This window comes from Flavobacterium sp. (assembly GCF_047602195.1).
Lineage (GTDB): Bacteria > Bacteroidota > Bacteroidia > Flavobacteriales > Flavobacteriaceae > Flavobacterium.
In genome coordinates this window covers 1,685,421-1,708,205 of the sequence record NZ_JASGHW010000004.1, presented here as the reverse complement: position 1 = coordinate 1,708,205, position 22,785 = coordinate 1,685,421, and the positions used below count along the sequence as shown (strand labels likewise).

General features: G+C 49.3%; 20 protein-coding genes. 5 read left to right on the top strand and 15 right to left on the bottom strand.

The window, feature by feature from the left end:
• Positions 1-56 precede the first annotated feature (56 nt).
• Genes QM717_RS13740 through QM717_RS13730 form a run of 3 tightly spaced genes read right to left on the bottom strand, consistent with a single transcriptional unit; the run spans position 57 to position 2,626 of the window.
• Positions 57-617 carry a Crp/Fnr family transcriptional regulator gene (locus QM717_RS13740; protein ID WP_415038208.1) on the bottom strand — a complete coding sequence of 187 codons (561 nt, stop codon included), beginning with the start codon at positions 615-617 and terminating at the stop codon, positions 57-59.
• A 2-nt stretch (positions 618-619) separates the two neighbouring features.
• Positions 620-1,822, bottom strand: coding sequence for a carboxypeptidase-like regulatory domain-containing protein (locus tag QM717_RS13735; protein ID WP_415038206.1), 1,203 nt, complete (start codon positions 1,820-1,822; stop codon positions 620-622).
• A gap of 33 nt (positions 1,823-1,855) precedes the next feature.
• The gene (locus tag QM717_RS13730; protein WP_415038204.1) at positions 1,856-2,626 is read right to left on the bottom strand and encodes a sulfite exporter TauE/SafE family protein; all 771 of its coding nucleotides are present in this window, start codon (positions 2,624-2,626) and stop codon (positions 1,856-1,858) included.
• Between the two features lie 100 nt (positions 2,627-2,726).
• Between QM717_RS13730 and QM717_RS13725 the strand changes: the two genes are divergently transcribed.
• Positions 2,727-3,248: a hypothetical protein gene (locus tag QM717_RS13725; RefSeq protein WP_415038203.1), complete on the top strand. Its 522-nt coding sequence runs from the start codon at positions 2,727-2,729 to the stop codon at positions 3,246-3,248.
• 40 nt (positions 3,249-3,288) lie between these two features.
• On the opposite strand, the gene QM717_RS13720 is transcribed toward QM717_RS13725, so the two are convergent.
• The 9 genes from QM717_RS13720 to QM717_RS13680 form a co-directional block, all read right to left on the bottom strand.
• Positions 3,289-3,960, bottom strand: a complete 672-nt coding sequence (locus tag QM717_RS13720; RefSeq protein ID WP_415038201.1) for a hypothetical protein — start codon at positions 3,958-3,960, stop codon at positions 3,289-3,291.
• 188 nt (positions 3,961-4,148) lie between these two features.
• The gene (locus QM717_RS13715; RefSeq protein ID WP_415038199.1) at positions 4,149-5,084 is read right to left on the bottom strand and encodes a carboxypeptidase-like regulatory domain-containing protein; all 936 of its coding nucleotides are present in this window, start codon (positions 5,082-5,084) and stop codon (positions 4,149-4,151) included.
• Positions 5,085-5,299: 215 nt separating this feature from the next.
• Positions 5,300-6,634: a peptide-N-glycosidase F-related protein gene (locus tag QM717_RS13710; RefSeq protein ID WP_415038197.1), complete on the bottom strand. Its 1,335-nt coding sequence runs from the start codon at positions 6,632-6,634 to the stop codon at positions 5,300-5,302.
• Between the two features lie 68 nt (positions 6,635-6,702).
• Positions 6,703-7,611: a patatin-like phospholipase family protein gene (locus QM717_RS13705; RefSeq protein WP_415038195.1), complete on the bottom strand. Its 909-nt coding sequence runs from the start codon at positions 7,609-7,611 to the stop codon at positions 6,703-6,705.
• Positions 7,612-7,613: 2 nt separating this feature from the next.
• Positions 7,614-9,710 (bottom strand): M1 family metallopeptidase, encoded by a 2,097-nt coding sequence (locus QM717_RS13700; protein ID WP_415038194.1) that lies wholly within the window; start codon positions 9,708-9,710, stop codon positions 7,614-7,616.
• A 75-nt stretch (positions 9,711-9,785) separates the two neighbouring features.
• On the bottom strand, positions 9,786-10,415 hold the full coding sequence (locus QM717_RS13695) for a lysophospholipid acyltransferase family protein (protein ID WP_415038192.1): 630 nt from the start codon (positions 10,413-10,415) through the stop codon (positions 9,786-9,788).
• Positions 10,416-10,430: 15 nt separating this feature from the next.
• Positions 10,431-11,399 (bottom strand): phosphatidate cytidylyltransferase, encoded by a 969-nt coding sequence (locus tag QM717_RS13690; protein ID WP_415038191.1) that lies wholly within the window; start codon positions 11,397-11,399, stop codon positions 10,431-10,433.
• A gap of 3 nt (positions 11,400-11,402) precedes the next feature.
• Entirely contained in the window at positions 11,403-12,071 is a 669-nt protein-coding gene (locus tag QM717_RS13685; protein WP_415038189.1) for a CDP-alcohol phosphatidyltransferase family protein, read from the bottom strand.
• 52 nt (positions 12,072-12,123) lie between these two features.
• On the bottom strand, positions 12,124-12,579 hold the full coding sequence (locus QM717_RS13680) for a hypothetical protein (protein ID WP_415038187.1): 456 nt from the start codon (positions 12,577-12,579) through the stop codon (positions 12,124-12,126).
• 158 nt (positions 12,580-12,737) lie between these two features.
• On the opposite strand from QM717_RS13680, the gene recG reads away from it, so the two are divergent.
• Complete coding sequence (gene recG, locus QM717_RS13675; RefSeq protein WP_415038186.1) at positions 12,738-14,837, top strand: ATP-dependent DNA helicase RecG; 2,100 nt, start codon at positions 12,738-12,740, stop codon at positions 14,835-14,837.
• A 93-nt stretch (positions 14,838-14,930) separates the two neighbouring features.
• Here the strand turns inward: recG and QM717_RS13670 are convergent, their stop codons facing one another.
• From QM717_RS13670 to QM717_RS13660, 3 genes are all read right to left on the bottom strand, one after another.
• Entirely contained in the window at positions 14,931-16,169 is a 1,239-nt protein-coding gene (locus QM717_RS13670) for an RNA polymerase sigma factor (protein ID WP_415038184.1), read from the bottom strand.
• Position 16,170: 1 nt separating this feature from the next.
• Positions 16,171-16,515, bottom strand: a complete 345-nt coding sequence (locus QM717_RS13665; protein ID WP_415038182.1) for a YciI family protein — start codon at positions 16,513-16,515, stop codon at positions 16,171-16,173.
• A gap of 68 nt (positions 16,516-16,583) precedes the next feature.
• The gene (locus QM717_RS13660; protein WP_415038181.1) at positions 16,584-17,045 is read right to left on the bottom strand and encodes a carboxymuconolactone decarboxylase family protein; all 462 of its coding nucleotides are present in this window, start codon (positions 17,043-17,045) and stop codon (positions 16,584-16,586) included.
• 253 nt (positions 17,046-17,298) lie between these two features.
• Here QM717_RS13660 and QM717_RS13655 point away from each other — a divergent pair, with 253 nt between their 5' ends.
• The 3 genes from QM717_RS13655 to QM717_RS13645 are packed head-to-tail and all read left to right on the top strand — an operon-like array spanning position 17,299 to position 22,771.
• Positions 17,299-18,363, top strand: a complete 1,065-nt coding sequence (locus QM717_RS13655) for an efflux RND transporter periplasmic adaptor subunit (RefSeq protein ID WP_415038179.1) — start codon at positions 17,299-17,301, stop codon at positions 18,361-18,363.
• A gap of 12 nt (positions 18,364-18,375) precedes the next feature.
• Entirely contained in the window at positions 18,376-21,462 is a 3,087-nt protein-coding gene (locus QM717_RS13650) for an efflux RND transporter permease subunit (RefSeq protein ID WP_415038177.1), read from the top strand.
• Between the two features lie 4 nt (positions 21,463-21,466).
• Complete coding sequence (locus QM717_RS13645; protein ID WP_415038175.1) at positions 21,467-22,771, top strand: TolC family protein; 1,305 nt, start codon at positions 21,467-21,469, stop codon at positions 22,769-22,771.
• The last annotated feature ends 14 nt before the right edge of the window (positions 22,772-22,785 follow it).

Below are 22,785 nucleotides of genomic sequence, written 5' to 3'. Positions count from 1 at the left end.
ACCAAACCTGGCCAATGACATAAATCAACATTTTCATGTGATGTAGGTCACATTTTTCAAGAAAGTCGGCTCAGGGTTTCGCGCGAAACCCCCAGATAAGAAGCAATTACGTTTTTGGGCACGCGTTTGACCAGCGCTGGATACTGGGCGAGCAATTGCTCGTAGCGTTCTTTTGCATTGTTGTTGAGCAACGACAACACGCGGCGTTGCATGGCGATGTAACCGCCGTTGGACTTGCGCCGGAAGAAGTGTTCAATCTTGTGCAGTTCGGCGCAAAGCTTGTCCCGGTTCTGCAACGACAGGCACAATACTTCGACCTCCTCGATGCAATCGATGGCCAATGTGGCGTTGGTCTGGTTGAAATAAGCCTGATAGTCGGTGATCCACCAATCTTCCATGGCGAATTGCAGGATGTGCTCCTTTCCCTCGGCATCGATGTGGTACAGTTTCAAAAGCCCTTTGAGCACAAAATGATCGTTGCGCACCGGGTCGTCTACCTGAAGCAGGAACTGCCGCCTCTTGAGTTTTTTGGTGGTGAAATGCGACAAGATGTAGTCGAATTCGGCATCGGTGAGCGGCGTGATTTTTTCGATATGTTCGCGTAAGGCTTGGCTCATTTTTAATGGGCTGGAATGGCCGAAGCACTGGATTTTTCCAGATCGGCGATGATTTTTTCTTCATCCGAAGTCAGCACGATGGCATTGCTCTGCTGCCAGAATTTCGTCTGGTAATCGGTGGGCTTGTCGTAAAGATTTCTCTTTTTGAAACGCGTCTTTTTGTCGAAAGGCTTGTCTTTCTCGAAGTCGGTCACAATCAGGTCGCTGCGCGATTCAAGCGTTTCGTTGAGCCGTTTTTTGTTGAAAACCTTGACTTTTGCGTAATGGTTGCAATAGGAAAGCACATAATTGCTGCCCGACATTTTGTAGGCCGTTTTCAATTTGAAATCCTGAATGGTCACTTTGACGATCAACACATTGATGGTCTTGGCATACTGCAGGTGCGAAGGCGCGGCATAGATTTCGACTTCCTGGATCAGTTTGGTCTGCGGATCGAACAGCACCGTCCCCTTGACGAGCATTTCTTCGATTTCGGCTTTCGGGCTGAAAGAAATCAGGTAGAGCTCTTTCCCGGCTTCTTTTTTAGACTTGAGTTCGAAATCGTATTGCTCGTGCTTCTTTTTTTCCAAAACATCTTGATACAGTCTGCTCATTGAATACTTTGAAACCACTGCTTGTTGTACACTGAAAACCGATCCAAAAGCACCATCTTCCTCTTCTTCCGGCGGCAACAAATTGACCGAACGGTTCTGCAGCACCACGGTTTCGGTTGTCGTTTTCTTGACTGTTCCGGTGACGTGGTAATCGAGCAGCCCATCGGCAAAACTGGTGTACTTGCCATTGTTCTTGGCGAATTCACGGTAATAGGTATGCAACAGAATGGGTTTGTTGAGCCGTGCCGTCGAGGCGGCAATCGCCTCCAAAAGCATCTGGTGGGGCGGGATTTTCGACACCATAACTTCCTCAAGCTTTTCCTCGCTTTGTTCGAGATAGAGGATTTTGATTTCGGACGTAAATTCGGATGCCGGAACCGCAATCGGCTGATAACCGAGACAGGAAACCAGGATTTGTTCGTCCTTGAATACCGTCAATTGGAACACTCCTTCTTCGTTGCTGATGGTGCCGGTAGCCTTGCCCTTGATGCCGACCGAAGCACTGATGACCGCTTCATTGGTTTGCCGGTCAAGCAGTTTGCCGCGAACGGTAACTTGGGCGTTTGAATTCAGGAAAAAGACAAGACTCAGGAAAAGGCAGAAATGCTTCATGTGTTGTGGGTTTGGCACTGCCAATTTAACAAATTATCCTTTACAAAACACATCGTAGGCAAAGCGAATCAAGGTGCCGATGACGACCATCAGGAAAAAAATCCGGATAAAGGTATTGCCGCGGTTGACCGCCAACCTGGCACCGATGAATCCGCCAAGCGCATTGCTGATCGCCATCGGCAAGGCAATGGCCCAAACGATTTTGCCCTTGAGCACAAACAGGCAGATCGAACCAAAATTGGTGGCCAAGTTGACCATTTTGGCATTGGCCGAAGCCTGCAAAAAATCGAATCCGAGCAGGCTGATGAAGGCCAGGACGAAAAAACTTCCGGTTCCGGGGCCGATGAATCCATCGTAGAACCCAACCACGACACTGATGATGACCGCATAGAGCAGTTGTTGTCGGGACGAATGCGATTTGTCGGCCTGCTGCCCAAAATTTTTCTTCGCATAGGTATAAATCGCGAGCAACGAAAGGACAACCAACAGCAACGGCTTCATGAAATCATTGCTTACCCGTGTCAGCAGCAGCGAACCCACATAAGCCGATGGTACCGCCAGGACCATCATGACAAGCAACAGTTTCCAATCCATCCTGACCTTTCTGAGGTATTGCGCTGCGGCGAAAGAGGTACCGCTAAAGGCCGGAATCTTGAGTGTCCCGATCACGGTCGATACCGGAAGATGTGGCATGACGATCAGGGTCACCGGGGTTTGGATCAAACCGCCGCCGCCTACAATCGCATCGACGAAACCGGCAGCAAATGCCGCAATACAAAGGATGATGAGTACCGAGACTTCCATTCGAATGGTTTGGGTAAAGGTACAGTTAAAATAATTCGATTTTGCGGTTTTGTTAACACGTAATATTTTATTTTTGCTTCCGTTATCAACAAAAACAACTATGGACACCGACAAAATAATTGAACTTTTATTTTATTGCCTCCCGGCTGCCATTACGGGCGGTATCGCCTATTACTTCTTCCAGATGCACCTGCAGAATGAGGAAAAAAGAAGACGTTTCCTGTTGGCCAAGGAAAACCAGAAAGACGCCTTGCCGCTGCGCTTACAGGCTTACGAACGCATGGCTCTGTTTATGGAACGTGTCGATCCGGCCAAATGTTTGGTGCGCATCGCCCCCATTTCGGAGGACAAGAACGATTACGTCAATTTTGTCGTGGCGCAGATCGAACAGGAATACGAGCACAACCTGACCCAACAGATTTACATGACCGACGGTTGCTGGAACATCATCTCGACGGCCAAAAATGCGACCATCCAAATGTTGCTCAAGACCGCAACAGATCCCAATATCAAAGACGCCAATCATTTGCGCGAAACCGTATTGAGCGGGATGTTTGACAAAGCCACGCCGAGCAGTGCGGCACTCGCTTACATCAAGAATGAAGTGAAAGAATTTTTATAGAAAAAGCCTCCGTCCCGACGCTTCGGGAGGAGGCTTTTTTTTATTGATCGCGCAGGACGTGTGCATATCCATTGACTTCAATCGGACTGCCGTTTGTTAATCCTGAACCATGAAAACTGACATCGATGTACTCCCCTACACCTCCAAACTGGCTCAAGTTGTAGCTGGCAAAATTGTCGTTCTCCGTATAAAAATGCAACCAGCTTGAGGAATTTCCAACCGTATGCAGTATCGACAAATCGAGTTCATTATTGGAATAAGAACCTGGAACTGTAGTATTGAAACCCAACAAAATATAATATTGGGCATCGTCTAGTGGCTTACCGATTATAGCCAAATCGAAATTTGGATTTAATGGATCTGGCTTGGCGGTGATACCTTCAAAGATATACCTTGGTGGATAAACGACACCATTTTGCTTAAATTGGTAAACAATATATTCTGTTAGTGCGCTGCAAACAGGGACGATACCCAAATTAGTTGTTGGCGTACCGAATGTATAATTTAGGTTTCCAGTGGATTGAAGGTTATCCAAATCGTAACCGCGGACGGAAAAATCAGCTTCATTACTGCACCTCACAGCCGAAAATTGAAAATCACCATTGGTCACTTCGCTGAAAAGTATCTGATTGCCAAATTCCAAAACCACATAGCCATTGCTGACATTTGATCCATCGCATTTGACTAATTTTCCTTGTACCAAAGACGACATAACCTCTGTATTGTTCAAGGTTACAGCAACTTGTCCCGCTTGCGCTGAAGCAGGAACCGTAACTTCCTTGACTACATTTCCACATGGGTCATATATCCTAAGCAATAAGGGTTCGTTACTTGGGACCATACCCGAAACATGTCCGTTATTATCAGTGTACGCGATTGATCCGTTGGGACCGCTTTGCCTTACAATACAACCCCTATGTTTCTAAGCGGCAGCCCATTGATGCCAGTGGCTATTACTGTCAGCTTATAGGTAGGGAATGGTGCATCGCAGTTCCACCACGAGAAATGCGAAACATTGCCCACATATTTGCCGCCTTGCCTGATCGCCAAACCTTCCTGTTTCCAATAACCGTTGGCTTCATCGAAATGCCAAAGCGGAATCGTTGCGGGCGCCGTGGCCAACTGTGTATTGTCGATTGGCATAGTCATCTGTGCCAAATGTCCGGTGGCGATTTGTAGTTTCTGTCCGCCACTGCCACGCAATTCCACATGCAACATCCCAAAGGTCTCGAGTCCGACCGGTTGTCCCGACTCGTTTTTGGCATACAACATTCCGGGCATCAAACTGCCGAGGTTTTCGTTGGAACTTTCCAGATGAAACACCGACACATTGACATTGCCCGAATAGGCATTACCGCTTTCATCGGTAAATGCACCATCGAAAACAACCTTGGTCCCATTGGGCAAATCGACCGCCGCAGTTGCGCCAGAAGCAATCGTTTGTACTGGTGTTGCCGCCAGCAGCATGATCTTGATATTGTTTTTTCCTGTGGTCGGCACCAACGAACGCGAACCGCTGATGTAGCCGGCTTTGGTGGCCGTGACATGCGCAAATTTTTCGTAAACAGAAGCACCATTGACGATAAACACGCCATTGGCATCGGTCTGCACACTGGCCGTACCAATTTTTACGGTCGCCGCTACTACGGGCTCGTTATTGACATCGACTACCTGCCCGATAAAATCGCGTTGTACCTCGGCACCGAAATTCTTGGCGAATTCAGCATCTGACACTTCGGGTAACGAAATACCATTCGAACGGTCGTCCTCTGGATCACAACCCGTAAATGAAATTACCGCCACGCACAACGTCCAAAAAAGTAATTTTTTCATCATAGCATAAATTTTTGGAATAGTTACAAGTATCGAATGAAAAAGCCTTCCCGGGGAATGTGAGAAGGCTTGTCTTCTTCTTCATAGCAATTTACTCCCAAATTGTGCGGGTAATAATTATTTGCTGCTATTAAAACAATTGCTTTTGAAAAAACCCTACCCGGCCTGATCTTTTTTTTGAAATGATCCATTCGCCAAGGTGGCTTGTGGTCTGCGGTTTATTTTCGGATGACCTTCTCCGTCACTTTTCTATGGTTCTCAAATTCGATTTCAACCAGATAAACCCCTTTAGAGAAACCGCCAAGGTCAATTTGCGCCGATTGTCCCTGCAACATCCGTTGGCCGATCATGTTGTAGACGGTAAAATGGCGCACTGCCGAGGAAGACTGTACCGCAATAAAATTTTCCGTCGGATTCGGATACAGGTTGTAGCTCATCATGTCGAAATCATCGACGGCCAATTCGCCTGCATTGCCCTGGAGGTAAAGCGAAACCGGAATATAACCCTGCTGCCCGACAAACTGTGCGCCAGCCACGGTAATCTTGAACGTATGGTCACCGGCAGGCATGTCCCCGATCGGCACGGTACGGATCGGGATCACTTGTCCCGGACACCAGTTGCTGAAAGAAGCCCATTCGGCATCGGTACGCGGGGTAGCACCATAAATGCCGTTTCCTTGCGTGTTGTATTGGCGGTACGGTTCACACGAAACCCCGCCCGGCTTGTACAGCAACTTGAGCGCGCCGTCATAGAAAACGCGGTGCCACCTGCGGTTGTATTCTTCCCCACCCGGGTTGGAGCCATGGTTCGAAGTGATCAAGACGAAAGTCGCTTCCGAAATATCGGACGGTGCCGTAAAAACGATGGTGCGTTCGGTTGTGCCAATCGCATCGGTGGCGCCTACTTCATAATTGTTGAGGTTCTTCTTGAAATTCATCGGCAACAGGAAATTGTCGTCGGCTGAAAATGTATCTGCATTCGAAACGAATTCAAGCGTACCGTAGAACACATCGATCCTTCCGGCACAGCCCGCTACTTGTTCCTGCGCGGCATACGGCACGCCAAATACCTCAAACTCGACCCAGATGTCATAGTCGGCCAGGATCGCAGGATCCTTGAAAATCTTGGCCACGTTGTCGGCAGAGAACGTGTACGGCACTTGGGTCGGTTCGATGTTCTTGTTCATGAACGGCGTGATGAAACGCGCAAGCTCGATGTGCTCGACTTCCGCCGGATTATAGGCCGTGGAACCCGTCGGCACAAAAGCCAGGTTGACGTTACCGATGCGGTCATAATTGTCGCAGGCAGCCTTGATCGTTACGTTGATGGTCATGTTGCTTCCAAAAGCAGCCAACTGGTCGGCACTGAGTTTCTTCGCATACAAATCGTTGCGGTGGCGAATTACGCCATCGGGAACCGGATGCGTGCCCAGATCGACCAAAGCGGCATAACCGTCATAAAAAAGGATGTCTTCGAAAACAGTCACCGAAACCTGTGCTTTGGCAGTAAAAAAGAAAGCACAGCCCGTCAAGAGGAGTAATATTTTTTTCATTGGGTTGGTAGTTAGAATTAGCGGCCCTAAAGTACGCATAATTCTTTACAAACCAACGCACTGTCGGCCTACATGGCGAGTTTATTTTCGCTCATCAATTCGCTCTTGTTTTGGGCGTATTCGTAGCCTTCGTGCCACCATTGGCGCATCTTGTCCTTGTTGAAGATCAGCGCGTTTGTGGTCAGCGAAGTAGGCGTATAATACAGGTTGAGCTTGACGTCCTTGTTCTTGGCCGACAATTTCCCGATCGTGATGTCGTGTTTCTCTACCTGGTCGAGCAAGATGCCGAACAAGTCCACCATCAGTGAAAACGGGTTTTTGCCGATGACCTTGGGCGTCGACATCGATTCCATCTCGAGCACGACCACATCGATTTCGGTCGCCCCGCGCTGGATGGCCTCGCGGATCGGGACGAGATTCGAAAATCCGCCATCGCCATAGAAGCTGCCGTTGCGTTCGGCCAGGCTCATGAACGGAATGTAGTTGCACGAAATCCAGATCCAGTCGCAAAATTCCTCGTATTCGAAATCGCGGATGCATTTGTATTCGACCTCGTTGCGCGAAATATTGGTCACCGTCACGACGATGTTGCATTTGGATTTTTTGAGCGTGTCGAATTCTTCGGGCGTAAAACTTTCGCGGATGTAGCGGCGCAGGTGTTTGCTTTCGCCAAAGGTGCGCTTCTTCTTGAAAAACTGGCGCAGGACGTTCATGTGGTTGATCGTCACGATCTCGACGCCGTTCTTCACTTTCACGACAAATGGGTTGACATTGAAAATCTTGTGCTCGTCGACGCTGGTGTAGATGTCGTAAATCTTCTGGACCTTTCCGAGTGCCAGGTGCGGGATCAGCAAACTGCCCGTCGAGGTACCGAGCAGCAAATCATATTGGTATTTGTGCTGTTCGATCAGGTATTGCGCGACACCGCCCGCAAACGCGCCCTTGCTTCCACCGCCCGAAATGACTAATGCTCTCATAATTATTCTTCGAGCAACCGCTGCAATTGCGTTTTTTCGCGTATCGGCAGTTCGCTCCTGATTTTGATGAAAATGTCCCTGTTTTTCTTTTCCTTGAGCAAGGTACGAATATTGTCTTTGGAAAACTTGACAAATTGCCAACGGTGGCTTCCCGTTCCGTACACGAGGCTGCGCAGTACATCTTCTGATTTCAAATCCAAATCCAATAATTTTTGCAACGCGTTTTGCTGCAGGCCCGAATCGTAATTGGTTCCGGTATACGACAACAATTCCTTGTAAATCTGGTACTTTTCGCCTTTGTCATCGGTAGACATATAAGCCAAGGACAAATGCAACAATTTCAGGTTCTTGTCCTGGAAACCGACCCAATTCTTCGACAATTCTACGTATCGTTTCCGGTGTTCGGGAAAAATCTTCCAAAGGTTGAACAACGCGATTTCCTGCGTTTCATAGGATTTGTCCGAAAGCAGCGTTTCGTATTGCGTACGGAAACTTTCGGGAATCGTTTCGACGGTTGCAGCAACGGCTTGGCGTACATGCCAATCATTCGTTTTTAAAGCCGCTTCTAAAATCGGTTGTTTGACCTCGAACGGCTGCTCGACGATTTGGTACAGCAACAATTCCTTGATCGGGTAATATGCATTACCGCTGATGATTTTGAGGATTTCGGCATGGTCTTTTTTCGGGTCGAGTTGGTGGTCGCGGAACTGGATAAAGTCTCGGATCAACGGGCTTTGCTGCTGCAAAACCGCTTCAGCATCGGCAATCGGAAAACCGGGTTCCTCGAGCCATTTCTTGCGGAAAGCGGCGGTGTCGAATTTGGAAACCGCGGCGATTTCGGCCAGGAAATTATCGGTCACCACATTGCCATAAGCGTACTTTTTCAAATAACTCTTGACGGCTTTGTTGAATTTCTCGCGCCCGATTTCGTGACGGATCACATGCAGCGCCCACGCACCTTTCTGGTAAAAACTCAGCGAACTGGCCTTTTCATTGTACAATGGCACTTTATCGGTTTTGGCGGCTTGCTTCAACTGCTGCGCGGTGTTGAACAGTTTGTTGTAAAAATAATCATCCCCGAAAACCTGCTGCTCGGCCAACAACGCATAATACGTAGCAAAACCTTCCTGCAGCCAATGGTCCTTGCCCGATTGCGCGGTGACCAGATCGCCAAACCATTGGTGCGCGAGTTCATGCGCATTGACATTGACGTAGTTGCGGTCGTTGAAGGCAATTTCGTCTACCACCAGATCATGCGAGAAAATCGTGGCCGTGGTGTTTTCCATCCCGGCGTATAAAAAATCGCGCACCGGAACCTGTCGGTAAACTTCCCACGGATACGGCACCCCGATTTCCTGTTCGAGAAAATCGAACATCTCACGGCTGTAGCGGTAGGTCGGTTCGTAGCAATCCTTGTCCTGGGCCTCGTAATAGAAATACAGCGGGATGCCCGAAGCGGCATTGGTCATTTTCTTCTCGAAATGCCCGATGGCAATCATCGCAAGGTAACTGCTCATGGGCTGTTTCATACGGTATTGCCAGATGTAATCGTCACCCGATGGGGTTCGTCCCACGAGATTCCCGTTGGCGATGACCTCAAAACTTTTCTGGAAAGTGATGTCGAAACTGAAGATGACCTTTTCATTGACGTCGTCAAAACTCGGCAGCCAATGGCTGGTATATTTGCCCTGGCCCTGCGTCCAGATCTGGCCTTGGACTTCTTCGGGCGTATCGATTTCTTGGGTGAAATCCCAATTGACGAAATACATGGTCTGGTTTGGGAACGCATCGTAATTAAACGTCAGCGTATTCTTGCCTTTCCTGAATCCTTCATACAACAGCAATTGCTTCTGGCTGTTCTTGAAATTGACTTTGGAGCCGTTGATCTTGACTTCGGCGAATTCCATCTTGTTGGCATCGATACGAATGGTATCGGGCTTTTTGTCATTGACCACAAAAGTGTAGGTACAATTGCCTAACACATTGGTTTTGACTGGATTGATGACCAGATTGGCATGGATGGTCTGGAAATCGACGTTCGGCTTTTGGGCAAAAACCAACGGACCAACCAGTAAAAAAAAGGAGTATAAAAACTTCATGTGGCTTTTTTGGTGTTCTCAAAGTTATTCAATTCGGCCCAAAAATCCTTGTCTTTAAGTGAAGTTTAAGAGTAGTTAGCTGTTTTTGAGCATTTCAAAATCGGCGGCGATTTGCTGCATGATGGCCTCGATTTCGACACTTTGTATGGCCGTCGGCTGGCCGTACACCAAAGAAGAATTGTGCGGCACGATCAGGCTGTCGTCCTTGGGCATCGCCTTGCCCATGCCTTTCATGTAGGACGGCACGTATTTCACATGCGGGCGTTGCGACAACACCAAAGCCACACCGGGTTTGAGCGGTTGCTGCACTTCGGGTTCGCCGCGTGTGCCTTCTGGGAAAATAATCAATGAAAAGCCGTCATCGAGCGCCTGGATCATTTTATTGATCGGGTCGTTTGCCGGGTTTTCCTTGTCGCGTTTGCGTTGGATAAGCAAGGTATTGATGAAGTAATTGCTGAGTTTTTCCTTGCGTTTGGTCTTGCCGAAATGATCGGCCGCAGCCACGGGCTTGACTTTGTGGATGACTTTGCGCGGCAGCGAGGCCAGGATGGTCATCGTATCGAGATGGCTGTTGTGGTTGGCCACGATGATGAATTGGTCTTCGCCCCGAAGGAAATCGGCCTTGCCAAATTTAACGCCCACGAATACCTTGAGGAACCAACGGACCACCCAACCATACGTAAAGCGCAATACATATTTCTGCATAACCTTGTTTTAAAATCAACAACCCAAATTCGGATAAGCGATGTAATACACCAGGTGAAAAAACACCGGTGCCGTAAATGACAACGAATCGATGCGGTCCAACACACCGCCGTGTCCCGGAATCGAATTGCCCATATCTTTTACGCCAATGTCACGTTTGATGGACGACATCACGATATCGCCAATGAAACCGGAAACCGCAATCATAAAACTCACGAACAGCACTTGCGTCGTATTCAACGGCGTCAAAAATGCCAGGAAATAACCGATAATGGTCGTGCTGATCACGCCGCCCATAAAACCTTCCCAGGTCTTGTTCGGGCTTACTTTCGGAACAATCTTGTGTTTGCCGAGTAGTTTGCCCCAAGTGAATTGCATCACATCGTTGATCTCGGTCAGGAACACCAAAAACAACAGCAAGCCACGGCCGCCGCTTTCAAAACCTTTGATTTCAGGCAACGAAAGCAGATACGCCATGTGGCTGATCCCGAACACGGTCAGCATCAGCACCCATTGCAGCAGCGACATCGATTTGATGATGTCGTCGGTGTCGCCCTTGAGCACGAGCCGCATCGGCAAGAACAGGAACATCACGATCGGAATGAAAATGATGTAAGCGCCGTACCAACCGATATAGGCCAAGTAATACTGGATCGGAATCGCAATGAATGCCCAGAAAATGGCGCGACGGTCCGATTCGCGGAAACCCAACACCGAATACAGTTCGCGAAACGCCACAAACGACAACATCCCCAAGGCGATGTACGAAATCGTCGCGTTGATCATCGTCGCCCCGATGAAAATCGTCGCCATGATCCACCAAGATTTGGTGCGCGACTTGAGTTCGGTCAAATTCGCCTGCGGTTTGATTTTGCCCACGATGAAAAACAGCAAGGTCGCAAAAACGAGTATGCCGAAAATGAGCGCAACGACAATCATGAGGTCGTTTTTCTGGATAAAATCGAGTCGGAATAGTTGTTCCATGGCTTAAGGGTTAGCACTTTTGAGTGCGGTGACAATTTTGGACAAACGGCGGTAGCAAGTGATGACCAATCCAATGTTCATCAGCAGCAACAGATAATAAAAAATCGATTCGTAAAAAGTATAAATGACACAGCCCGCACAAACCAAAGCCATGCGGTGCTGCTTGGCCATCGGGCCGATAAAGAAATGACCCACGCCCAATGAGGCCCCCAATGTCCTGATGTAAGCCGTACAAACCGACAGGAAAACCGCGAGCCACACCCAATCTTTGCCGTGCGAACAATCGAGAACCATGTAGGACAATCCCAAAAGCGTCAACGTATCGCTGATGCGGTCGGGCACTTCGTTGAACAAACCGCCGACTGCCGATTTCCTGTTGTGTTCGACCGCGACCATCCCATCGAGCAGATTCATGATCAAGCGACCCTGAATCCCAATGATGACCACTGCCATCGTTACAAAACGCAACGGGCTCCTGATTCCTTCACTATCGCCGCTGCTGATTTCCATATTCCAATAAAACCCATAAAAAGACAAGGCCGAAAAGACAATGCTGAACACCGAAATCGCATTGGGCGTTACATTGTGTTTGGCGAGCCAGGAAGCGGTACGCTTGGCCCAACCGGCATTTCGGGTTTCTATGGGGCGGCGGCTATCGGGTTTTTCGGTCATGCTGGATCGTATTTAGTCAAATATAGCTACAATTGGGTTGTTGGATTTGGGATCATTTCACGAGGAGACTTTCCAGATACCGTTTTATTTTCTGTTGGCTTTCCGATCCAAATTCGAGCAAATCAACCCCTTCGCTGTCGGTACAGACAATAGAAATCAGGTGCCGGTTTCCATTGGAAAGCGATTCAAACCGCAGCGTTATCTTTTGGTCGCTCCACTCCGGCCGTTTGAATTTTTTGAAATAAATCACTTTGTGCGTGACGGCATCGCTCTTGACGTCTTCATTTCCGAGTCCAATTTTTAGTTTGTTGACCAACGTCGTGATGCTTCCGTCGTAAACAATCCGGAATGCTTTTTTCTCTATTCCGTCTTCGGTAAACGTGGCCTGATTCACGACTTCGTCCGTGGTCAATGGTTTGGTTTGGGAAATACTGTAACCGATGGGATTGTTTTGGCCCAACGCTATGCCTGCCGAAAACACGAAGCCCAAGATTAAATATTTTTTCATCATTTGTCTGTTGGTCTTTTGGAAAATCGAATGTGAACACCTCAAAGCTAGCAAAATAATCATTCGTCATGCCTTTTGATCCAGATTTTCTGCTTTTCCATTTTTCAAATAAAAGCTATCTTCGCCTCGTCCGAGAACCTGACGATCTGAAAATCCAAATGTCGCTGCTGCAAACCCCCATCGAATACCTCAAAGGCGTCGGCCCCAGCCGCGGCGCGTTGTTGCGCAAGGAATTGGGCATCCACAAGTATGAGGATTTGATCAACTTTTACCCCAACCGCTACATCGACCGCACGCGGTATTACAAGATCAACGAATTACGCGAGAACCCGGCCGAGGTACAACTGATCGGCAAAATCATCCACCTCAAGACCGTCGAGCAGAAACGCGGCAAACGACTCGTCGCTACGTTTGTGGACGATACCGGACAAATGGAACTCGTGTGGTTCCAGGGCCACAAATGGATCCGCGAAAGCCTGCAATTGAACGTACCGATCGTGATTTTCGGAAAAACGACGGCGTTCAACAACGTGTTCAACATGGCGCATCCCGAAATCGAACTGCTCAAAGACCACGAGCAAAGCCTGAGAACGGCCTTGCAGCCCGTGTACCCGTCGACCGAAACACTGACCAATCGCGGCATTTCGAACCGTGCGGTCAACAAGATGATGCAGCAATTGTTCGTTGAAACACAGGCGGCTTTTACAGAAACCCTGCCTGCACATTTGCTCGATGCATTGAAATTGATCCCGAAGAACGCCGCGCTGTTCAACATTCATTTCCCAAAAAGCACCGATTTGCTCGCCAAGGCGCAATTCCGTTTGAAATTCGAGGAATTGTTCTTCATCCAATTGCAACTCATTACAAAGAATTTAATCCGCAAGCACAAAATCAAGGGCCATCCATTTACCAAAGTCGGTGACCATTTCAACAATTTCTTCAACCACCACCTGCCGTTCGATTTGACCGATGCACAAAAACGCGTGATCAAGGAAATTCGAAACGACATGGGCAGCCACGCGCAAATGAATCGCCTGTTGCAGGGCGATGTGGGTTCGGGGAAAACGATCGTGGCCTTGATGAGCATGTTGCTCGCGCTCGACAACGGCTTCCAGTCCTGCCTCATGGCGCCGACCGAAATCTTGGCCAACCAGCATTTCAAAGGTTTGTCCGAACTCGCTGTTGGGCTTGGTATCAACATCAAGATCCTGACGGGTTCGACCAAAACCGCCGAACGCAAGATCATCCACGAGGAACTCGAAAACGGCTCGCTCGATATTTTGATCGGGACGCATGCGCTGCTGGAAGACAAAGTCCAATTCCAAAACCTCGGTCTCGCCGTCATTGACGAACAGCACCGTTTCGGTGTCGAACAGCGGTCAAAACTGTGGGCCAAAAACGACATCCCGCCACATGTGCTGGTCATGACCGCCACGCCGATTCCGCGTACGCTCGCGATGAGTTTGTATGGCGATCTCGATATTTCGGTCATCGACGAATTGCCGCCGGGCCGCAAACCCATCCAAACCGTGCACCGCTACGACACCAACCGGCTCAAGGTCTGGAAATTCCTCAAGGACGAAATCGCCAAAGGCCGACAGATTTACATCGTTTATCCGCTCATCGAGGAATCGTCCAAAATGGATTTCAAGGATTTGATGGACGGCTACGAAAGCATCTCGCGCGATTTTCCGCTGCCGCAATATTCGATTTCAATCGTGCACGGCAAGATGAAGCCTTCCGAAAAAGATGCCGAAATGCAGCGTTTCTCCCAAGGCAAAACCAACATCATGGTCGCCACGACGGTGATTGAAGTCGGGGTCAACGTACCCAACGCCTCGGTCATGATCATCGAAAGCGCCGAACGTTTCGGCTTGTCCCAACTCCACCAATTGCGTGGACGCGTGGGCCGTGGCGCCGAACAGAGCTATTGTATTTTAATGACCGGACACAAAATGACGGGCGACACCAAAACCCGCATGGAAACAATGGTACGCACCAACGACGGTTTCGAAATCGCCGAAGTCGACCTCAAGCTGCGCGGTCCGGGCGACATCATGGGCACCCAACAAAGCGGCGTGCTCAACCTCCAGATCGCCGATATCGTCAAGGACAAGGACATTCTCCTATTGGCACGCCAATACGCGCTCCAAATTCTCAAGGACGACGCGGGTTTGCAGAAACCCGAGCATGCCATACTCAAAACGGTGTTCCTCGAATTGTCCAAAAAGAAAAACATCTGGAATTACATCAGTTAGGGCGTTCCGCCGCCTAACCAAAACTACGGCTGCGCCTGGTTTTGCTAAGCCGCCGTCGCGTGCTGCGCAGTACACGGTACTTTGCTGCGCCCGCTAACGCACCTCCTTTTCGAGTTTGGCAATGGCTTTGCGCAACGCTATTCTTTGGGCGTCTGCCTGGGTCAAATCGAGCGCCTTTTGGTAATGCGACAAGGCTTTGGCATCGTCAATATCGGTATACAAATAACCCAGCAATGAAAAATACAACGGATGTGTGGTCAATTGCAGCTTCTCGGCTTCGACAATCGCCTGTGGTTTGCCGTGCGCCTTGGCCAACGCAAAAGTACGGTTGAGCGCGGCCATCGGAGAATATTCGACCACGAGCAAATGGTTGTACAATTGCAGGATATTGTCCCATTTTTCGTCCTGTGCCGTCTTGTGGGCATGCCAGGAAGCAATCCCGGCCTCAAGGTGGTATTTGGTGAGTTGTGAACCCGTGGCGGCTCGTGACAGGAAGTAGTTGCCGTTGTCGATCAGTGCCTCGTTCCACAAATTCGGATCTTGTTCGTCGTAGAGGATTTGTTCGCCGTTCTCCCCCATGCGCGCCTCGAAACGCGACGACTGGAAACACATCAAAGCCAGCAAGGCATTAACTTCGGGGGTGTTTGACAATGGATTATTTACCAACAGGTAATTGAGCCGCATCGCCTCGGCACACAATTCCTGCCGGATCAAATGGTCCTGCGACATCGAATAATAGCCTTCGCTGAACAACAAATACAAAGTAGACAATACATAAGGCAACCGCTTCCCGATTTCCGAATCAGGCGGGGTTTCGATGGCAATGTTGGTTTCGCGAAGTGTAGCCTTGGCGCGGTTGAGCCGTTTGTAAATGACCTCGGTATTGGTCAGGAAGGCCGTGGCAATTTCCTTGGCACCGAACCCGCACAGCAAATTGAGCGCCAGTGCGACCTGGGCTTCGGGTGACAACACCGGGTTGCACACCGCAAACACCATCGCGAGTTGGCTGTCGTTGATGCTTTTCTCGGAGAAATCGAGCGCAACCTCTACGGATTGCATTTCGGGCCGGACCGCGACCGATACCTTTTCTGAAAACAATTTGTCGCGTTTGAGGTGGTTGAGCATTTTGTTCTGCGCCACCTTATACAGCCAGGCCACCGGATGATCGGGTTGCCCTTTCACGGGCCACAGTTCGGTTGCCTGTAAAAAGGTTTCGCTAGCAATGTCTTCGGCTACCTCTAAGTATTGGATGCCAAACCGCGCGCTGAGCACCGAAATGATTTTTCGATACTCAGCGCGGAACAGGTGTGGCAACAATTCGGATTGGTCCATATTACATCGAAAGTACTTCGCGTACTTCTACGTTTCCGCCAAACAACAGGATCGGACAGGTTTTGGCCAGTTCGGTGGCTTCGTCGAGCGATTCGGCCTTGACCATCGTATAGCCGCCGATGCTTTCCTTGATTTCGGCATACGGGCCATCGGTGATGAGTCCGTCGGGGCGGATGACTTTTCCGGTACTGCGTTCGAGGCGGTTGCCTTTGTCGACGAGTTTATTCTGTGCGGCGATTCCGCCCACCCAATCCATCCAACGCTTGATGTTGGCTTGCATTTCTTCGGGTGACAATTGTGGAAACTGGCTGTAGTCGCTTCTGAAAATCAATAAGAATTCTTTCATGGTTGCTGTTTATTAAAGGTTAAAATTAAAAAAATGCGGGATAAACGAATTGGATTGATGTTGAAACATTAGTGGTACATGCCCACTTGATACGAGCCCGTATCGGCGCCAAAGGCAATGTTGATGCGGTTCCAGCCGCCGGTAGCCACGACGACAATCGCGAGGTCGATCAATTCGGCTTCGGTGAAATGGGCAGATGCCTGTTCGTAGACCGCCTCGGGAATCATCCCATCGGCAAGCAACACCAACGCTTCGGTAAAAGCCAGCGCGGCACGTTCCTTCTCGGAATAAAACGGCGCTTCACGCCAGGCGCTGAGGACCAACAACCGCTGCGGATTTTCATCCAGCGCCAACAGATCCTTGGCGTGCATGTCAAGGCAAAACGCACAGCCGTTGATTTGCGAGACGCGGTACGAAATAAGGTGTCGCAATTCGGGCGACAAAGTAGATTTGGACAAATGCTTGCCCAGCGCAAACATCGCGTGCATGGCTTGTTGGCCTTTTTCCCAAAAATTTAATCTTGTGTTCATTGTAGTGATTTTTTTAAGTTTATACCCTAATGACAATCGAATTTGGCGAATTGGACATTTCATCAAAAAAAAATTACACCCGAATCAATTCTGCCAAGCAACCACAAATCCCGTCAAAATACAACCCAATAAAATATTTGTCTATACAGGTGTTAAATAAAATTTAACTCGCAAAACTTTTCGGGATAGAAGGTTTAGCTTTGTTTTCGAACCCAATTTTTGTGGCAGCCACAGCCACTCTTAACTAATTTTTATGAAGGTTAAACACATTGTCTACACCATTTTGATTGTAGGGCTCGGTGCTTTTATCGCCTACCGAATTACAGAAAACAAAAGCGAAAAAAACGACGCCAAAGAAAAAGACGGCAAGAAGAAACCCGCCAGAGTCACCGGAATGGTATTGCGCCCACAGGTTTTCGCCGACGACCTTTCGCTTTCGGGATCGATCGAAGCCAACGAGCAGATTGAAATCCGCAGTGAGGTTTCGGGTGTAGTCGAAAGCATCAATTTCTCCGAAGGCAGTTCGGTGGCCAAAGGACAAATACTGTTTAAAGTCAACGACCTCGAATTGCGCGCCCAACTCGCCAAGGCCAAAACCGCACAGGCATTGGCTTCCGAAAACGAAAGACGCGCCAAACTCCTGCTCCAGAAAGAAGCCATCAGCCAGGAAGAATACGACATCGCGAGCGCCGACTTCCAATCGGCCAAGGCAGAAGCGCAACTCATTCAGGCGCAATTGGCCAAGGCGACGGTCCGTGCGCCGTTCTCGGGTAAAATCGGATTGCGCAACATTTCACAAGGCACTTATGTGACGCCGACGACCATTATCGCGAATCTCGTCAACACCAGCCAACTCAAAATCACGTTCTCGATTCCGGAAAAATATGCACCGCAGATGAAAGTCGGCAGTACGCTTTCGTTCACGACTTCGGAATCCAAAGACAAATACACCGCCAAGATCTATGCGATCGAACCCGGCGTCGAAGTGGCGACACGAACGCTGAAAATGCGTGCCATCGCCCAAAACCCCGACGGGAAATTATTGCCCGGGACTTTTGCCAATGTGATGCTGCCGCTGCAAAAAATCAACGACGCGTTACTCGTACCGACCGAAGCACTGATCCCGATCCAGGGCGGCAAGAAAATCTTCATCGCCAAAGACGGCAAAGCCAAGGAAATTGTCGTCGAAACCGGCGCACGAACGAATCAAAATGTACTCATCATTTCCGGACTCAAGGCCGGCGATACGGTTCTGACCACGGGCGTGATGTCGCTCAAGGAAGGCAGCCCGGTCCAAGTGACGCTCAAAAACGAATAATTCCCACCACATATGAGTTTATCCACACTAAGCATCAAACGTCCCGTACTCACGATCGTGATGAATTTAGGGATTATCCTTTTTGGGGTGATCGGCTACACCTATCTGGGCGTCAGGGAATTTCCTTCGATCGATCCGGCGCAGGTTTCGGTGCGCACGACCTATTCGGGTGCGAATGCCGACATCATCGAGTCGCAGATCACCGAACCGCTCGAAAAAGCGATCAATTCGATTGACGGCATCCGCAACATCAGTTCGTCGAGCAGCCAGGGCGCGAGTAATATTACGATCGAATTCAACCTCGATAAAAATTTAGAGGAAGCTGCGAATGATGTGCGCGACAAGGTTTCACAAGCCGTTCGTACGTTGCCGCAGGACATCGATGCGCCACCGGTGGTTTCGAAAGCCGACGCCGATTCGGAGCCGATCATCACGATGACCGTTCAATCGGATACCAAAAACGTACTGGAGCTTTCGGATTACGCCGACAACGTCATTGCCCAACGTTTACAGACGATTCCGGGTGTGTCGAGCGTACAGATTTGGGGCCAGCGCAAATACGCGATGCGTTTGTGGATCGACCCCGTACGCATGAATTCGTATGGTATTACCGTTTCGGATGTGCGGACGGCCCTGGCTGCGCAGAATGTCGAATTGCCTTCGGGGAAATTGACGGGCGCGAACACCGAATTGACGGTGAAAACCATCGGAAATTTATCGACCGAGGAAGAATTCAACAACATCATCATTTCGGCCCAAGGCGAGAAAATCGTGCGCCTCAGCGACATCGGGAAAGCCGCGCTCGAAGCCGAAAACCTCGAGACCAAACTGTCCGATTCGGGCCAGCCGATGGTGGGTTTGGCGATCATTCCACAGCCGGGAACGAATTACCTCGACATCGCCGATGCGTTCTACAAACAATACGACCAGCTCAAGAAGGATCTGCCTGCGGGTTTCAAACTCAACATCGCGATCGACAACACGGTTTTTGTCAAACAAGCCGTGACCGAAGTGGCGGAAACCTTGCTCATTTCGATCATTCTCGTAATCCTAATTATTTATCTGTTCTTCCGCGATTGGGCGATTGCGTTTAGACCGCTGATCGATATTCCCGTATCGTTGATTGCGACGTTTTTCATCATGTGGCTGTTCGGATTTTCGGTCAACGTACTGACCTTGCTCGCAATTGTACTGGCCACCGGTTTGGTCGTCGATGATGGAATCGTCGTCACCGAAAACATTTTCAAGAAAGTCGAGGAAGGCATGACGCCGATCGAAGCTGCGATCAAAGGTTCGAACGAGATTTTCTTTGCCGTCATTTCGATTTCGATTACACTCGCTGCGGTGTTTCTTCCCGTGATTTTCCTCGAAGGTTTTGTCGGACGGTTGTTCCGAGAATTTGGCGTCGTCATTGGCGCGGCGGTTTTGGTTTCGGCCTTTGTCTCATTGACCTTGACGCCGATGCTCAACGCCTATTTGATGAAAGGCGGCGAACAGAAAAAATCGAAATTCTACAACCTGACCGAGCCGTACTTTGAAAAACTCAATTCGGGTTATGCCGAATCTTTGGGGAAATTCATGAAACGCAAATGGCTCAGTTTCCCCATTTTGCTGATTTGTATCGGATTGATAGTATTGTTCTTCAAAACCATCCAAAAAGAAACCGCACCGTATGACGACCGCAGTTTCATCAGCATGAACATCACGGCTCCCGAAGGTGCTTCCTATGATTACATGGACCGTTTCATGAACGAAATCACCGACCTCATCAACGATTCCATTCCCGAGAAAAAAGTCAGTTTGATCATTACGGCACCCGGATTTGGCGTGTCGTCGGTCAACAGCGGCCGTGCGCGAATTGCACTCGTGCAGCCCGGCGAACGCGAACGTTCCCAAAAAGAAATCGCCGAAAAGTTGACCAAATGGACCAAGCAATACCAGGAAGCCAAAACCAACGTATCCGAAAGCCCGACGATTGCCGTAAACCGCCGCGGCGGATTGCCGATCCAGTACGTGATCCAGGCGCCGAACTTCGAGAAATTGCGCGAGAAGATTCCGCAGTTCATGAACGAAGCCAACCAAGATCCGACCTTCTCGAATACCGATGTCAACCTCAAGTTCAACAAACCGGAGATTTACGTCAACATCGACCGCGAGAAAGCGGAAAGCTTGGGCGTTTCGGTTCTTGATGTGGCGCAAACGCTACAATTGTCGCTCAGCGGGCAGCGTTTCGGTTACTACATGATGAACGGCAAGCAATACCAGGTCATGGGGCAATTCGATAAAAAAGACCGTGAGGCGCCGATCGACTTGACTTCGATGTTTGTCAAGAACGACAAGGGCGAACTGATCCAGCTCGACAACATCGTGAGCATCGACGAGCAAAGTTCTCCGCCGCAATTGTACCACAACAACCGTTACATGTCGGCTACCGTTTCTGCCGGACTCGCGCCTGGGAAAAGTATCAGTGACGGAATCGATGCCATGGAACGCATCAAGGAAAAGGTACTCGATTCTTCCTTTACGACCGATTTGCAGGGCGAATCGCGTGACTTTGTCGAAAGTTCATCGAACACGGCCTTTGCCTTCGGACTCGCCTTGTTGCTCATTTATTTGATTTTGGCCGCGCAGTTCGAAAGTTTCATCGATCCGTTCATCATTATTCTGACCGTACCGATGGCTGTGGCCGGAGCGTTGTTTTCGCTGTGGCTGTTTGACCAGACGTGGAATATTTTCAGTCAGATTGGAACGATTATGTTGATTGGACTGGTCACGAAGAACGGAATCCTGATTGTTGAATTCGCGAACCAATTGCGCGAACAAGGCCAACCCAAATTCGAGGCGATCATGCACGCCGCCGAATCGCGTCTGCGCCCAATTTTGATGACGTCGTTGGCAATTGCGCTCGGGGCGTTACCGATTGCGTTGTCGCTTGGTGCCGCCTCGACGAGCCGTATCGGAATGGGTGTTGTCATCGTAGGCGGAACTTTATTTTCATTGGTATTGACGTTGTTCGTGATTCCGGCGATTTACTTGATGTGGTCGCGCGAAAAGAAACACCGTCCGGAATTTGACCACATCGAAGAACTTGAAAAATAACGCTATGAAGTACAACATTTTCACGCTTGCCGCTTTGATAGCCTGTATTTTTTCGGCCAAGGCACAAAATATACTGACGATTGAGGACGCGGTCAAGATCGCCCTCGAAAACAATTATGACATCAAGATTTCTGCCAACGAACTCAAGGTCGACCAGGCCAACGTAACGATCGGAAACGCCCGAATGCTGCCGCGTGTCACTGCCACGGTTGTTGACAACAACGGCATCCAGTACAGTTCGCAGACGCGCTCGGATGGAACGGTCAACCGACTCGACAATGCGACCAACAATTCCCTCAATTATGGCGTGGGCTTGGGCTGGACAATCTTTGACGGCTTCGGGATGTTCGCGCGTTACGACCAATTGAAAGAAATCGAAAAGCTCGGCAAAACCGAATACCAGTTGATGGTGCTCACGAAAGTGGGCGAAGTCATGACGACTTATTACGATTTGGTGCAACAGCAACAGCAATTGAAAGCGTATGATACGACTTTGGTGATCTCGCGGCAACGCCTCGAATTGGCACAAAACCGCTTCTCGATCGGAAAAGCGTCGAAACTCGAAGTGCTCAACGCCCAGGTCGACCTCAACACTGACGAAACCAATATGCTGCGCCAAAAAGAATTGTACGCCAATACCAAAACGCAACTCAACGAATTGCTCGCGCGCGAAATATCGCTCGATTTTAGCGTCAGCGAATTCACGACCGTCGACGACAAAATGCAATTGGCCGAACTCACTTCACTGGCCGAAAAACAAAACCCAGAATTGCAGACGCAACTCATCAACAAACGCATTTCCGAGCTCAACCTCAAGAATGTCAAATCGACGCGTTATCCGACCATTGGGGTCAGTTCGGGATACAACATCATCGAATCGCAATCGAGTTTGGGTTTTACTTCGCAGACCTATTCGCGCGGTTGGACGTATGGATTCAATGCAACCTTGAATTTGTTCGACGGAATGAACCAGAACCGCCAGGAGAAAGTCGCCAAGCTGCAGGTCGAGAATTTCGATTACCAGATCCAGAAGCAAACGCAGTCGCTCAAATCACAGTTGACGACGGCCTATCAAACCTATCTGACCAATCTCGAACTCACGAAACTCGAGGCCAAAAACGAGGACATCGCCGAGCAGAATTTGCAGATTACGCTCGATAAATTTCGCATCGGGACGATTACGACCTTGGAATTCCGTACGGCGCAACTCAATTACATCAACGCCAAAGTACGCAACAGCAATGCGCAATTCCAGGCCAAATTATCGGAAGTTGCGTTGAAACAACTCGCCGGAAACCTTAGTTTTTAAGAAAATATGCTATT

Coding starts and splice junctions, on each gene's coding strand:
- QM717_RS13715 (WP_415038199.1), bottom strand. CDS start 5,084: ATGATGAAAAAATTACTTTTTTGGACGTTGTGCGTGGCGGTAATTTCA.
- QM717_RS13655 (WP_415038179.1), top strand. CDS start 17,299: ATGAAGGTTAAACACATTGTCTACACCATTTTGATTGTAGGGCTCGGT.
- QM717_RS13645 (WP_415038175.1), top strand. CDS start 21,467: ATGAAGTACAACATTTTCACGCTTGCCGCTTTGATAGCCTGTATTTTT.
- QM717_RS13685 (WP_415038189.1), bottom strand. CDS start 12,071: ATGACCGAAAAACCCGATAGCCGCCGCCCCATAGAAACCCGAAATGCC.
- QM717_RS13700 (WP_415038194.1), bottom strand. CDS start 9,710: ATGAAGTTTTTATACTCCTTTTTTTTACTGGTTGGTCCGTTGGTTTTT.
- QM717_RS13705 (WP_415038195.1), bottom strand. CDS start 7,611: ATGAGAGCATTAGTCATTTCGGGCGGTGGAAGCAAGGGCGCGTTTGCG.
- QM717_RS13665 (WP_415038182.1), bottom strand. CDS start 16,515: ATGAAAGAATTCTTATTGATTTTCAGAAGCGACTACAGCCAGTTTCCA.
- QM717_RS13695 (WP_415038192.1), bottom strand. CDS start 10,415: ATGCAGAAATATGTATTGCGCTTTACGTATGGTTGGGTGGTCCGTTGG.
- QM717_RS13710 (WP_415038197.1), bottom strand. CDS start 6,634: ATGAAAAAAATATTACTCCTCTTGACGGGCTGTGCTTTCTTTTTTACT.
- QM717_RS13735 (WP_415038206.1), bottom strand. CDS start 1,822: ATGAAGCATTTCTGCCTTTTCCTGAGTCTTGTCTTTTTCCTGAATTCA.
- QM717_RS13720 (WP_415038201.1), bottom strand. CDS start 3,960: ATGTCGTCTTTGGTACAAGGAAAATTAGTCAAATGCGATGGATCAAAT.
- QM717_RS13650 (WP_415038177.1), top strand. CDS start 18,376: ATGAGTTTATCCACACTAAGCATCAAACGTCCCGTACTCACGATCGTG.
- QM717_RS13730 (WP_415038204.1), bottom strand. CDS start 2,626: ATGGAAGTCTCGGTACTCATCATCCTTTGTATTGCGGCATTTGCTGCC.
- recG (WP_415038186.1), top strand. CDS start 12,738: ATGTCGCTGCTGCAAACCCCCATCGAATACCTCAAAGGCGTCGGCCCC.
- QM717_RS13660 (WP_415038181.1), bottom strand. CDS start 17,045: ATGAACACAAGATTAAATTTTTGGGAAAAAGGCCAACAAGCCATGCAC.
- QM717_RS13740 (WP_415038208.1), bottom strand. CDS start 617: ATGAGCCAAGCCTTACGCGAACATATCGAAAAAATCACGCCGCTCACC.
- QM717_RS13670 (WP_415038184.1), bottom strand. CDS start 16,169: ATGGACCAATCCGAATTGTTGCCACACCTGTTCCGCGCTGAGTATCGA.
- QM717_RS13680 (WP_415038187.1), bottom strand. CDS start 12,579: ATGAAAAAATATTTAATCTTGGGCTTCGTGTTTTCGGCAGGCATAGCG.
- QM717_RS13725 (WP_415038203.1), top strand. CDS start 2,727: ATGGACACCGACAAAATAATTGAACTTTTATTTTATTGCCTCCCGGCT.
- QM717_RS13690 (WP_415038191.1), bottom strand. CDS start 11,399: ATGGAACAACTATTCCGACTCGATTTTATCCAGAAAAACGACCTCATG.